At 36.6% G+C, this 13,532-nt stretch carries 17 protein-coding genes; all 17 read right to left on the bottom strand.

Going from position 1 to position 13,532, the window contains the following annotated elements:
* Positions 1–644 precede the first annotated feature (644 nt).
* The gene (locus tag BME96_RS09340) at positions 645–1,529 is read right to left on the bottom strand and encodes a polyprenyl synthetase family protein (protein ID WP_019378275.1); all 885 of its coding nucleotides are present in this window, start codon (positions 1,527–1,529) and stop codon (positions 645–647) included.
* Positions 1,530–1,763: an exodeoxyribonuclease VII small subunit gene (locus tag BME96_RS09335; protein ID WP_019378274.1), complete on the bottom strand. Its 234-nt coding sequence runs from the start codon at positions 1,761–1,763 to the stop codon at positions 1,530–1,532. It abuts the gene before it with no gap.
* Positions 1,747–3,105 (bottom strand): exodeoxyribonuclease VII large subunit, encoded by a 1,359-nt coding sequence (gene xseA, locus BME96_RS09330; RefSeq protein ID WP_071648948.1) that lies wholly within the window; start codon positions 3,103–3,105, stop codon positions 1,747–1,749. Before xseA ends, BME96_RS09335 begins: the two co-directional genes overlap by 17 nt.
* Complete coding sequence (folD, locus tag BME96_RS09325) at positions 3,106–3,957, bottom strand: bifunctional methylenetetrahydrofolate dehydrogenase/methenyltetrahydrofolate cyclohydrolase FolD (RefSeq protein ID WP_071648947.1); 852 nt, start codon at positions 3,955–3,957, stop codon at positions 3,106–3,108.
* Positions 3,958–3,960: 3 nt separating this feature from the next.
* Entirely contained in the window at positions 3,961–4,353 is a 393-nt protein-coding gene (nusB, locus tag BME96_RS09320; RefSeq protein ID WP_060678427.1) for a transcription antitermination factor NusB, read from the bottom strand.
* 165 nt (positions 4,354–4,518) lie between these two features.
* A complete protein-coding gene (locus tag BME96_RS09315; RefSeq protein WP_019378270.1) occupies positions 4,519–4,917 on the bottom strand; it encodes an Asp23/Gls24 family envelope stress response protein in 399 nt (132 codons plus the stop codon).
* Positions 4,918–4,948: 31 nt separating this feature from the next.
* Positions 4,949–6,307 (bottom strand): acetyl-CoA carboxylase biotin carboxylase subunit, encoded by a 1,359-nt coding sequence (gene accC / locus BME96_RS09310; RefSeq protein WP_071648946.1) that lies wholly within the window; start codon positions 6,305–6,307, stop codon positions 4,949–4,951.
* A gap of 13 nt (positions 6,308–6,320) precedes the next feature.
* Entirely contained in the window at positions 6,321–6,824 is a 504-nt protein-coding gene (accB, locus tag BME96_RS09305) for an acetyl-CoA carboxylase biotin carboxyl carrier protein (protein ID WP_071648945.1), read from the bottom strand.
* 274 nt (positions 6,825–7,098) lie between these two features.
* A complete protein-coding gene (locus BME96_RS09300; RefSeq protein ID WP_019378267.1) occupies positions 7,099–7,653 on the bottom strand; it encodes a SpoIIIAH-like family protein in 555 nt (184 codons plus the stop codon).
* 15 nt (positions 7,654–7,668) lie between these two features.
* Positions 7,669–8,295 carry a stage III sporulation protein AG gene (spoIIIAG, locus tag BME96_RS09295; protein ID WP_019378266.1) on the bottom strand — a complete coding sequence of 209 codons (627 nt, stop codon included), beginning with the start codon at positions 8,293–8,295 and terminating at the stop codon, positions 7,669–7,671.
* Entirely contained in the window at positions 8,292–8,912 is a 621-nt protein-coding gene (gene spoIIIAF, locus BME96_RS09290) for a stage III sporulation protein AF (RefSeq protein ID WP_019378265.1), read from the bottom strand. The genes spoIIIAG and spoIIIAF overlap by 4 nt, the downstream gene beginning before the upstream one ends.
* 10 nt (positions 8,913–8,922) lie before the next feature.
* The gene (spoIIIAE, locus tag BME96_RS09285; protein WP_019378264.1) at positions 8,923–10,110 is read right to left on the bottom strand and encodes a stage III sporulation protein AE; all 1,188 of its coding nucleotides are present in this window, start codon (positions 10,108–10,110) and stop codon (positions 8,923–8,925) included.
* A 34-nt stretch (positions 10,111–10,144) separates the two neighbouring features.
* Complete coding sequence (spoIIIAD, locus tag BME96_RS09280) at positions 10,145–10,537, bottom strand: stage III sporulation protein AD (protein ID WP_019378263.1); 393 nt, start codon at positions 10,535–10,537, stop codon at positions 10,145–10,147.
* Positions 10,538–10,543: 6 nt separating this feature from the next.
* Positions 10,544–10,750, bottom strand: coding sequence for a stage III sporulation protein AC (gene spoIIIAC / locus BME96_RS09275; RefSeq protein ID WP_019378262.1), 207 nt, complete (start codon positions 10,748–10,750; stop codon positions 10,544–10,546).
* A gap of 18 nt (positions 10,751–10,768) precedes the next feature.
* A complete protein-coding gene (gene spoIIIAB / locus BME96_RS09270; RefSeq protein WP_071648944.1) occupies positions 10,769–11,281 on the bottom strand; it encodes a stage III sporulation protein SpoIIIAB in 513 nt (170 codons plus the stop codon).
* A complete protein-coding gene (gene spoIIIAA, locus BME96_RS09265; RefSeq protein ID WP_019378260.1) occupies positions 11,226–12,203 on the bottom strand; it encodes a stage III sporulation protein AA in 978 nt (325 codons plus the stop codon). The genes spoIIIAB and spoIIIAA overlap by 56 nt, the downstream gene beginning before the upstream one ends.
* Before the next feature lie 755 nt (positions 12,204–12,958).
* On the bottom strand, positions 12,959–13,516 hold the full coding sequence (gene efp, locus BME96_RS09260) for an elongation factor P (RefSeq protein ID WP_019377921.1): 558 nt from the start codon (positions 13,514–13,516) through the stop codon (positions 12,959–12,961).
* Between the last annotated feature and the right edge of the window lie 16 nt (positions 13,517–13,532).

Raw genomic sequence — 13,532 nt, 5'->3', positions numbered from 1 at the left:
AATGGTCATTTAAAAGATAAAAACTGCGGCTTAGGTCCAGTAGGTTTTCCCAGATGGGTACCCTATGTTGCCATAAAAGGAGGTTCCCCTTTAAACCCATCTTAGCTATGTCACCATTAGCTAGACTGGATTACCACTTAGTCCACACTATAATCCCTTTTAAATGTCCAAGAACAGTCTAGGAGTTTTCCTCTACAGTCTTTAGCCGTTCCCTAGCCTCTTTTGCAGTGCTGATTTCATAGAGATAAAAATATAAATTCTGTGGCCACCAGTACTTATATTTAAGACTCTAATCCCCTCAGACACCACTCAAGGCAGGCTACGCTGCTAACAAGGTGTCCCTTACCCAATTAAGCAGGTTCATACCCCATTCCATAATGACTCCTAGGCTTAGCAGTCACGACAGAGATGGGCCTCCGCGGTAATCGGGTCAACGCCCACATGCCTTTGTGGATCGCCCGAAAACCTTAACTCCCAGCATCGACCCAAGGCTGGGCGCCTCAAGCCAACACAAGGAACTTCATCGATGTGCCCTTTGGCGGATTTTTAGGCCCGCCTTCAGGAACGGAGGACTGACTAGAATACTGCACCATTCCTCATTCTTTATAATTATAACATAAAAATCACTTTTATACCAATTACTATCAATGATCTCTATTACTAAAATGGTCTGTTAACGCCATTAAGTTAGAATGAGCTGCATTTGCTTCTTTTAAAGCTTCCTTTGCTTTTTTAGCATACATATTTTTTTGTTCGATAGCCCCATCCAAACCGAGTAACTTTGGATAAGTGCTTTTATTGTTTCCCTCATCACTACCGACCTGTTTTCCCATTTTTTGAGAATCTCCAGTAACATCAAGAATATCATCTTGTATTTGGAAGATTAGCCCAAGATAATAGGAAAAATCATTTAGTGCCGCTAACTCAGTAGTAGAAGCACCCCCAAGATACGCTCCAGAATAAACAGCAAATTGAAGTAATTCACCAGTTTTTAATACATGTATTCGTTCTAATTCAGTTAGAGAGGTAGCTTTATTTTCAGCTTCCATATCTAGAATTTGTCCACCAACCATCCCTTTAGGTCCACTAGCACGAGATAAAGATTTAATTAATTCAACTTTTTCTGCGTCTTGCAGAAGAGGATCATTTGCTATTAATTCAAAACTGTATGTTAGTAATGCATCACCGGCCAGGATGGCAGTCGCCTCACCAAAAACTTTATGATTTGTTAGCTTTCCTCTTCTGTAATCATCATTATCCATAGCAGGGAGATCATCATGGACCAGTGAATAAGTATGAATAAGCTCAAGAGCAATTGCACTGGAAATAGCTTTTTTATTATCTTCTCCATATGCTTCAAACGCTGAAAATAATAATACAGGTCTTAATCGTTTCCCTCCAGCTTTAACTGAATATAGCATTGCTTGCTTTAAGTTATCCGGAATGTCCAATTTCTCCAGACATGATATAAGTCCATCATGAATAAGCTCTTTACTTTCTTCCATATATGAAATCAGATTTCTACTCACCTATTCATCCTCCTGTATTTCAAAAGGCTCAAGGTCACCTTGTTCATTCATGATATTTGTCATCTTTTCTTGAACATTTTTTAATTTATCATTACATAGCTTTGAAAGCTTCATACCCTCTTGATAGTAATCAATTGCTCGTTCGAGAGGGACATCACCTTCCTCTAATTTTCCTACAATTTTTTCTAATTCCTTCATTGCTTCCTCAAAGGATAATTCATTGTTTTCCTCCATTATGCTCCTCCTCTACTTTCTCAACATAACAACTTAACCTTCCATCTGCCATATGCAGAATTATTGATTCTTTTTCTTTCACTTGTTTAGCTGACTTTAATATGGTCCCTCTCTGCGTATAAGGTATTGCAAATCCGCGCTGCATAATAGCAAGAGGGTTCACAAGTGGTAATTTATCAATTGTGTTCTGTAATTGATTACTACTCTGTTCAATTAACAAATTCATGCAATACTTTTGTCTTTTTGTCAGTTGGTCTAATTCGTTATGAGATTGTTGTATTTGATTTTTAGGATGCTGGGCCAGTAATCGCTTAAAAAGATCTCTATATGCTTTCTCTGTCTCTTTAACATAGTTGCCAGCGCTTTTTTGTAAATTTCCTACACTCTGATCCAGTTCCTGTTCTTTCTGCTTAAGAAGAAGTTGAGGGTAACGAAAAGCATAGGAATCTTTTATCCGTTGAACCTGTCGCTCCTCTTCCATAACTTTCCGTGCCATTTCTTTTTTCACTGATCTTCTTAACGTCTTTATTCTTTCTCTTAATTCAATATGTGAAGGCACAGCCAGTTCGGCTGCACCAGTAGGTGTGGGGGCGCGCATATCAGCAACAAAATCACTTATCGTAAGATCTGTTTCATGTCCTACTGCCGAAATTATAGGGATGCTAGAGCGAAAGATGGCCTCGGCAACTATCTCCTCATTAAAACTCCATAACTCTTCAATAGAGCCACCGCCTCTACCTACAATTAAAACATCAAACATTGCCATTTCATTCGCTTTATCAATTGCTTGCTTGATCGAATTTGTAGCATTTTGACCTTGTACCAAAACGGGAATTACGGTTAGGGAAACAATTGGATATCTTCTTTTTATTGTCGTGATAATATCACGAACAGCTGCACCTGTTGGCGAGGTTATAACTCCAATATGTTTTGGGTGTACAGGAATTTGCTTTTTATATTGCTGGTCAAAATACCCTTTTTTATGTAATTTTTCCTTCAGCTGTTCAAAGGCTAAATATAAAGCACCAATGCCATCTGGTTCCATATTTTGTATATATAACTGATATTGTCCGTATGCTTCAAATATACTTATTTCACCTTTTATCAAAACTTTCATTCCATTTTCAGGCATGAATTTGAGGAAGCGGTTGTTTCCAGCAAACATCACTGCCTGTATACGCGTCTGATCATCTTTAATCGTTAAATACATGTGACCACGACTATGGTGTTTGAAGTTAGAGATTTCACCTTTTAACCAAACATTTTTTAAATGGGGATCTGTCTCAAGCTTCCTTTTTAAATACTTTGTAAGCGCAGTTACTGTTAAATAATTGTCTTTCAATTATCTTGTCATTCCTTTAGCTGCTTTAATGGTATTTTTCAACAACATGGTAATTGTCATTGGCCCAACTCCACGAGGCACAGGAGTAATATAAGAAGCTATTTCCTTTGCGCTATCAAAGTCAACATCCCCAGTCAAGGAACCGTCTTCAAGCCTATTTACGCCGACATCTATGACTATGGCTCCTTCTTTAAGATGAGTTTGGTTAATTACATTTGGTCTGCCTACAGCAACTATTAGGATATCTGCTTGCTTCGTATAATGTTGAAGATTCTTGGTTTTTGAATGGCAGTAAGTGACCGTCGCATTTTCATTTAATAGTAATTGTCCAACAGGCTTACCTACTATATTACTTCTTCCAATAACTACAGCATGTTTACTTTCTATCTGTAAATTACGGGATTTAAGCATAGTAATTATACCATGTGGGGTACATGGAAGAAAGGTATCATTACCTGTCATCATGTGACCAATATTAATTGGGTGAAATCCATCCACATCTTTCTTTGGAGAAATTGTCTCAATTACCTTCTGTTCATTAATATGGTCAGGTAAGGGCAACTGAACCAAAATCCCGTGAATTGAATTATCATTATTCAACTTATTTAGCAAGCTTAATAATTCTGTCTCTGTAGTTGAAACCGGGAGCTCAATAAGTTCAGATTCGATCCCTGTTTCTGCTGAAGCTTTCTTTTTGCCTTTAACGTATGATTTAGAGGCAGGATCATCTCCTACAAGAACAACTGTCAGCTTTGGATATATTCCTTTACGATTAAGTTCTTCCACTTCCACCTTCATTTCATCTTTAATTTCTTGCGCCAAGTCTCTCCCATTAATTTCAACAGCAGTCATTACTTACTCCCCTTTGTCAATAATTACTTTTGAAAGTACACCATTTATAAATTTACCTGATTTCTCATCTCCATATTTATTGGCCAGTTCAACTGCTTCATTAATAGATACATTTGTTGGTATGTCATCAAGGTATCGAATCTCATATGAAGCAATACGCAGAATTGTTTTTTCTACTGAAGCTATCCTTTCAAAAGACCACTTTTCAATACGTTCAGTCAACACCCGGTCAATTTTTTGTTTATTTTCTGTTACTCCCTCAACAAGTAAGATTAAGAATGGATCACTTTCCTCTGTTTCAAGGAAATCATTAATTGCTTGACTAGGCTCATTTTTATTAATATCAAGTTGGAACAGAATTTGAAATGCTTTTTCTCTCGCTGTGTGTCTATTCATTTGTATATAGCTCCTTTAACTAATCTCTCCAAATAATAACATGATTAAGAAACCAACGCTAGGACCAACCAACTAAATTAAAAGTGTAATTTTAGAACTTTTTATTCGCATTAATTGTATAAAAAAGCAGACCAAAAGATGTGAAATCATCTTTTGGTCTCTCCCTTAATCCTCTTTCTGTTCATCGCTTTCTTTTGTTTCCATTTGTATACCTACAACATGTACATTAATTTCATCAATTTCCAAAGCAGTCATATTTTTTAGTGTCTGTCTTATATTTGTTTGCAACTTCTGTGCAGTTTGAGGAATAGAAGTGCCATAATTCAGGATAACGAAGAGATCAATTAGCACACCATTTTCAGTAAGTTCAACTTTAACACCCTTACTATGTGCTTTTTTCCCAAAGCGTTCTACAACACCCGTTGCAAAGTTTCCGCGCATCGCATAGAGGCCATCTACTTCTGTAGCAGCTATACCAGCAATTACCTCAATAACTTCAGGCGCAATTTCAACTTGACCTAAATTATTATCACTACTAACGTTTAACAAAGGCTGTTCATCCATATTCTCACTCCTTTATTAATTAAAAGATCAGTCAATCTTTTTTCTCGATGATCGGATTTTCCTCAAGAAAATTCGTATTGAAATCTCCCTTTATAAATACTTCATGATCCATAATCTGCCGATGAAATGGAATTGTTGTATACACTCCTTCTACAACAAACTCATCTAGTGAGCGTTTCATTCTATTTATTGCTTCTTCCCTCGTTTTTCCATATGTAATCAGCTTAGCGATCATGGAATCATAGTAAGGGGGTATTCTATATCCAGGATAAGCCGCAGAATCTACTCTTACCCCTAATCCACCTGGTGGAAGATACATCTCTATTTCGCCTGCAGAAGGCATAAAGTTTTTAAATGGGTTCTCCGCATTTATCCTACATTCCATTGCATACCCTTCAAACTCAATATCCTCTTGTTTAAAGGATAGTTTCTCACCATTAGCAATTAAAATTTGTTCTTTAATAAGGTCCACACCAGTCACAAGTTCTGTTACAGGATGTTCTACTTGGATTCTTGTATTCATTTCCATAAAATAAAAATCGTTACTTTTTCTATCAAATATATATTCAATTGTTCCTGCTCCTACATAATTAACTGCTTTTGCAGCCTTTACAGAAGCTTCACCCATTTTCTCCCTGATCTCAGGGGTAAGAGCAGGTGAAGGAGTTTCTTCTATTAGCTTTTGCAACCTTCTTTGAATAGAGCAATCTCTCTCCCCAAGGTGGACTACATTTCCATGCTCATCTGCAAGAATTTGTATTTCCACATGTCGGAAATCTTCAATAAATTTTTCAATATAAACCCCTGGATTTCCAAAAGCTGTTTCTGCTTCTTTCTGTGTTACTTGGATTCCTTTAATAAGATCTTCTTCTGTTCTGGCGACACGAATACCTTTGCCCCCGCCCCCAGCAGTTGCCTTTATAATAACTGGATATCCGATTTTTTCAGCAATTTCAATTCCTTCGTCCGTATTTTCAACAATTCCATCAGAACCAGGTACAATAGGCACATTCGCCTTTTCCATTGTTTCTCTGGCCACGTCTTTAATCCCCATTTGCTGGATAGCTTCTGGAGTGGGGCCAACAAAAGTAATATTACAGGCTTTACAAATTTCCGCGAAATCTGCATTTTCAGCCAAAAACCCATAACCTGGGTGGATGGCATCTACTTCTGTAAGTGTTGCTACACTCATAATATTAGTGAAATTCAGATAGCTGTCCTTACTTAAAGTAGGTCCAATACAATAAGCTTCATCAGCCAATTGCACATGCAATGCCTCTTTATCAGCTTCTGAGTATACTGCTACTGTCGTAATATCCATTTCTTTACAAGCACGAATAATACGCACAGCTATTTCACCTCTGTTAGCAATTAACAGTTTCCTAATCACACGCTACATCCCCTTATTTCTTGTTTACTCTGAATAATGGCTGACCATACTCTACTAACTCGCCATCTTTTACAAGGATTTCAACTATTTCCCCCGAAACTTCTGCTTCTATTTCATTGAATAGCTTCATTGCTTCTACAATACATACAACTGATGAATCTTCTACATTGCTGCCTACAGAAACATAAGGACCGCTTTCAGGAGATGGTGAACTATAGAATGTTCCTACCATAGGAGAGGTTATTTCATAATCAAATGACGGCTTACTCTCTTCTTTTACCGTTTCTTCTTTATGAGACTCTACTGGTTTTTCTTCTTTAATAGTTGGTTCTTCTTTTGTCTGAACAGACGGATTCTCTTCTACTACTTGAACTGGGGTATTTTGTGGTTGAACCGTTGTATTTCCGGCTGACTTTTCCATTGTTATAGTTGTTCCGTTTGACTCATAAGTAAATTGATTAATGGATGATTGATCAATTAGCTTGATAATTTCTCTAATTTCCTGCACTTTCAACATAATGGTAGCACCCTTCCATTCTTAATTTTAGTATTAGGTCCTAAAAACTCCTAATAATATTTTACGATAAATTGTGGTGTTCATTCAACATTGAGTACTTTCTTGTTTAAAGAACTCTTTAAGAATACGGTTTTATATAGATTATGTAAAACAATTTACTCCCCTATTATAACAATGATGTGTCTTCAATGCGAATAGTTTTGTATGTTAAATGAGGATGCCATGCTTCTAAAATTAAAAACCCGAGTCTGTCCACGGCTCGGGTTTTAGCAATTTATTCACTTGCTTTAGGTTGAAAGTTCACATCTACAGGAACTTCACCAAATTCGTCTCTCACCATTTGCATAATGTTAACTACTTCTGTTGAAGACAGTGTATCAACTTTAACATGTACATGTACTTTGTCATCTTCTGAACGAACTAATACATCCTCATATTTTTCTGAACCTAGAATAGTTTCCTCAAGAATGGACTCCTTTGTAGATACATCCTCGATAACGTCTATATCTCTAAGCGCCTGATCCTTTTCATCTGCAGAAGCAGAACTTGAAGCAACTATATCTTTTAACCTATCCTTTTTCATACTTCTTTCATCTTCCAACTCCATGCGAATAGTTGTGAATAATTCATCTTCACCCATGTTTGAAATACCTTCTACCTCAGCTTCTCCTTCTGTCTCCTGTGAATCTGTAGGTACAGCTTCCTCCTGATCTTGTCCATCATTAATATAGGCTAAATCTTCACTTGCTGGTGACGTCATGTAATAGACGCTCAACACAATCATCAAACTTAACATTGTTAGTAACCAAACTGTTTGCTTTTTTAACATTACTTCATTCCTCCCCTAATTCTTTGGCATTACTGAAACTCTATGTTTTGGAACATCAAGCACACGAGAGATTGATTCAATCATCCATTTTTTCACAGTAGCGTGATCAGCACCCTTGGCTACAACAAAGACTCCTCTCACTTGGGGCTTCTTTGTTTGTATCAACAAAGGCACCTCTCTATCTCCTTGTCTTACCAGCACTGTCTGCACCTCTTCCGTTTGGTCCTCCACTTTTCTTTCTCCGCCATTTTTATCAGATTCATCCGTTGATTGTTGTCCCTTTATTAAGTTTTTTTCATAGACCTTCACCGAAGTTGATTCCAGATTGACCATCACTTCAGCTTCTGATACCCCTGTTATTTTATTAAGCATTGATTCTAAATCTTTTTTATACAGGGATTCCAGTTCATCTATGCTAGTTGTAGTAGGTGCCTCCTGCTGACTTGTTTCCTTTGCTGTCTCCATTTTTTCTATCTCTTGATCATTAATTCCTTCAGAAGGAGACGAAGAGAAAATATTACTGAGAATTAATAAAAACAAACCAGCTATTCCCAATATAATCATATATCCGGTTTTTTTGGATGGTCGTTTACTGCCTTCACTATCTTTTCCTCCGAAAAACCTTTCCAATAGCTGCTTCAAGTGATCCCTCCCTCCTTTATAACCGTTAGGTCCTTATCTCCCATTTCCCAAAGCTCTCTTAAAAAAGACTCTATTTGTTCATTATTCTCGTTTCCTTTGGTTTCCACAGGGTTGTTCATGTCAATTACCACATCATCAACTAAACTCACTGCTCCCTCCCCACCCTTTGATTCTTTTATATATACAATGACTTTTTCCAATCCTTCAAAAGAAACCTCTGATGCTTCCGTGAATTGAAAATCAATATTTTTGATTTCAACCCTGTAATTTTCTAATAGAGGTTTTTCTGCAATTTCTGTTAATTGGACAGCCATTTGTTTTAAAATATATGCATCATGTGTTGTTTGTATTTCACTTTTTTGAAATTCTATTAAATTTGTTATAGATTTATCTTGGTTTCTTTCTAAATTAACTTGATTAATAGAAGTCCTGACAGCTTGTTCAATATCAATTTGAAGAACATAGAAAATAGGCTTTAATAAAATTAATACTAATATGAGCCCGGTAACTAACTTTACATATTTCTTCATCTTAGTTGAAGACACCAATAATTCAATAACGGTTGCCAGCAGAAGGAAAATAATAATCTGAGTGATCCAGTCTATAAGTATACTCATTTTAACCACCTTAACGTAAAAGCAATGTGATGTTGCTAGCTGCAACTAGTAGAACAATGGCTAACAGAAACATAAAAGATACCGCAAGTAAACAGGCTAATATATAGACAATATAATTACTGATTGTGTTGAGACTGGATATAACAGGTCCATCACCTATCGGTTGAAGAATTGCAGCAGCAATTTTATATATTAAAGCAATAGCAAATATCTTTATTGCCGGAAAAAGAGTGATAAACAAGACAATTGCCAAACCAACGATTCCAACTGCATTCTTTAAAAGAAGCGAGGCACTTAGAATAGTATCTGCTGCATCAGTAAATGTTCTACCTACTACCGGGATAAAATTTCCAGTAAGGAACTTCGCTGTTTTCATAGCCACACCGTCCTGTATTGCGCTTGCTGCTCCCTGAACAGATAGCACTCCCAGAAATATAGTAAAAAACACCCCTAGTGTGCCTATACCTACGTTGCGTAATAACTTAGCTAAATGTGTTACTTTGTATCCATCACTTAAACTACTAACTATTAGTAGAAGAGCAGACAAAAAGAGTAAAGGCATAATAAAATGCGATATAAGTAAACCACTTAAATTGATAAGAAAAATGATAATTGGATGAAAGAAAGAAACTGTAAGGAGATTTCCAAAGGTTGCCATCAGTCCCAGCACTAATGGTAATAATGCAATCATAAAACTACTCATTGTATTGATTGCCTCTTTCGCATATGAAAAGGCCAGATAAAAACTATTCAGTGCAATGAATATAAGTACAATGTAAACAACAAAATAAGCAATCTTACTTACTGCGCTTTTTTCAAAAGCTGTATGCATCGTCTGCAAAATAATTGAGAACAATGTAAGCATTAACAACATACCAAGTAACTTTCCGTTTAAAATAAGTTCATAAAACAGAAATTCCAGAAAGCCAATCACGCTATCTTTTATCGAAAAAGACTCTTGATTTTTTATTAGATCATACACACTTTTCTTCTCAAGTCCTGGTAAATAGCCGTTATATTCATTTACAAGCTCACTCCAGTACTCCTGGACACCTTCAAGAGAAATTTCCTGAAGCATGTCATCCTCTAATTCCTCAGAACTAACAGGTGGACTTGTTGTTGTAGCCGATACTTGTCCTGAAAATATATAAGGCAAGATCAGCAAGGAAACGAATAGAATTTTAGCAGTCCGATTCACACCTATTTCCCCTTTCTTTCAATTCATTGGTTCATTAGGTTGCCGGCAAGAAGCCTAATATTGCCTCGATCACAGCAGTAATAATCGGAACTGCTAATAAAAGAATAAATATTTTTCCTGCCAGTTCAATATATGAAGCAACGGATTGAAGACCGGCATCTTTAGATATACTTGCGCCTAACTCTGCAATATATGATATTCCAATTATTTTAAGGATTGTTTCCATATACATACCTTTTACGTTTGCTTTTTCGCCAAGTGATTGAAGTAATTGAAAGATGGTTCCAATTTGATGAACAATGGAAATAAAGATGATAATTCCTGTAATAATAATAATAAAAAATGCAAACGAACCATTAATATCTTTTAATGTAATATATAAAATGGTTGCAACGAGTCCAAGTGTAACAATCTGCAAAATGTCCATAACAACCTACCCTTGGAATAAAAACACAGATTTAATTTGTTGAAATAACTCTGAAAGACCATTGATTACAATAACCAGGACAATGATAAACCCCAATAATGTAGCAAATTGTGCAATTTCCTCTTTTCCCATTTGTTTTAATATTGTATGGATTAATGCTACAATGATCCCGATTCCAGCAATTTGGAAGAGAATAGACGCATCTGTAAGCATAGATGGGCTCCTTTCTAATTAGATAAGCAATAATACGATGAACACCCCGCATAAGAATCCAAGGCTTTTCGCCATTTTACTGTATTTAAAATAATTATCTCTTGCCTCTTCCAATTCCCTGTCCAGATGACCAACTGCGAGCTGTATATGTTTTTGTTGTTGGACGAAATCATGTTGACCTAATGTTCTTCCAAATTGTAATAAAATTTCCTTTTCATTTCTCTCTAAAGAAGAGACCTCAATCAGTCTATCTACAGAACTTTTCCATATGACGTATAGGTCTTTATTGTTGTCATTAAGAAAATCATCTAACCCAACAAAAAATGTTCGTGTAGGTTCTGGAACTTGTTTAGATATAACAACAAAAGCGTCTTTTAATGGAGATTGGCTATAAATCATTTCCGCCTCTAGTATTTGTAATGCATTTTTTAATTGACGGATATGACGTGGTCTCTTCTCCAGTCTGCTACTCCATTCAAACCCCATCCAGGTGGTTGTTCCTATCAAAAGAAGTGCTCCAACCCACATCATCCGATAAGCACCTCGTTTCCTTCCATATATTCACCTCATCTTCGTTGTAAATTCTTGCAATATGGCCTGGTTTTCTGTACTTTTCTAGAATGATAATCCGCTGAAATATTTTTTGCTCTATAAGATGACTAAAAGAAGGCCTTCTTTTTATCTCTTCAAGCGATCTACCATGCATCGAACAAATAATAGTTACACCAGCATGAATTGCTTCCATCAAGGCTTCTACATCCTTACTTGTTCCAATTTCATCCACAATCAAAATGTCTGGAGACATAGAACGAATCATCATCATCATCCCCTCAGCCTTAGGACAAGCATCCATCACATCGGTTCTTTTACCTAAATTGTGCTGAGGAATACCTTTGATGGAGGCGGCAATCTCCGAACGCTCATCAATAACACCAACTTTTTTAGCAGGCTTGTCCTTCCAACCGGTAGAGATTAATCGAGTTACATCTCGTATGATTGTTGTTTTCCCTGTTTGAGGTGCGCCTACGATTAACGTATTTACATATTGAGAATCATACAAATATGGTATGATAGGTATTGCTGCTCCAACTTTCGCCTTCGCTATTCGTATATTTAAAAAGGTGATATATTGAATAGATTTTACAGTGCCTCCAAGTGTATTTACTTTGCCTGCTAACCCAATTCGATGACCACCTTCAATCGTTATAAAACCTTCTCTGAGCTCGTCCTCCATACGATATAATGAAAACTGGCTAAGTTGGTTTATAATAGATATAAACTCTTGCTTTGTTGGCCTGGCATTTTCTAACCATTCATTAAGGTCATCCCAAATTAACTCCACAGGTTGATTTAATCGTAACCTTATCTCCTGAAGTTTGCCCCAACGATTCATTATATGCTTACTTAATTTTTGCTGAAGTATGTCCGGAAATATTCTTAATATTTCTTCCATGGCATGTCCCCACTTTTTAGAATTAACTTATTAATAAATGTATGTGGAAGCAAAAAAAATATGCCTTTCTATTGATAATCTAAAAGGAGAAAGTGCAAGGGCTCTTATAGATAGGAATGAAGGGAAGTAGATGAGTTGAGTAAAACGAAGAGTGGCAAGCAAAAATCTGGCCTCAGCAGCAGAGCGGGGCGTAACTGTTCAAGCATAGAAACAGACTAAAGTATATGTTGGTGAAGATACTGCAAATCTTAGATTACAAACTTTCTCTTACATTTAGCAAAATAGGAACTGGTGGATAAAACTAACTAGCTTAAAATGCTTTAATCAGCAATAAAAGAAAGTAATTCGCAGTACGAGGAAACTGCGACGTAACTTTATTGATGAAAAGCTCAGTGAAATATTTGAGGAGAAGTGCCCCATTGATTTTCGTTTCAGGCGGACGCTTTCACACCTCCGGGTACAAGCGCGACACCTGTTCGTAACCTCACAGTGTCTTCTTTGCCGCCCGGCACGACCTCAGCCGCCCGAGGAAAGCAGAATATTTCCCCGTAGCGGTGATTTACGCAGCCTCTATAACCTTAGTTACGTCGCAGTATATCTTTTTTACGAATCATTGAGTAACGCTATCAATATTAGAATCAAAATTTCATATTTTTTAATGTAAAAAAGCAGCCCTTGTAGGACTGCTTTTTATTGCTTAGATATTTGTGAAATTTGTAAACAGGACAAGTTATACCTGTTTTGCTTCCATGAAGTTATGCTCTTGAAACATATTTTCCATCAGTAGTATTGATCTGCAAAACATCACCTTTATTAATGAAAAAAGGTACTTGAACGGTGTGCCCTGTTTCCAACGTTGCAGGCTTCGTCCCCCCACTAGCTGTGTCGCCTTTAATACCGGGTTCGGTCTCTGTTACCTCAAGTTCAACGTTCTTTGGCAAATCAACCCCTAATATTTCACCTTCATACGTTATAATAGATACTTCCATATTTTCTTTCATGAATTTTAGCTCATACTCTATTTGGCTTGAAGTCAGCTCAATTTGTTCATACGTATTTGTGTCCATAAACGCATGAGAATCTCCAGATCCATATAAATACTGCATCTTTTTATTTTCAATATGGGCTTTATTTACCTTTTCTCCTCCACGAAATGTTTTTTCTTGAATGTTTCCATTTCGTAAATTGCGAAGTTTGGAACGAACAAAGGCTGCTCCCTTTCCCGGTTTAACATGCTGAAACTCCATTACCTGCCATATATCATTATCAACCTCAATTGTTAAACCTGTTTTAAAATCATTTACTGAAATCATGTTGTAGATCCTCCCT

The sequence above is a fragment of the Virgibacillus halodenitrificans genome, from assembly GCF_001878675.1.
Classification (GTDB): domain Bacteria; phylum Bacillota; class Bacilli; order Bacillales; family Amphibacillaceae; genus Virgibacillus_Q; species Virgibacillus_Q halodenitrificans.
The sequence above is the reverse complement of the archived record's forward strand: the minus strand, read 5'-3'. Positions and strand labels throughout refer to the sequence as shown.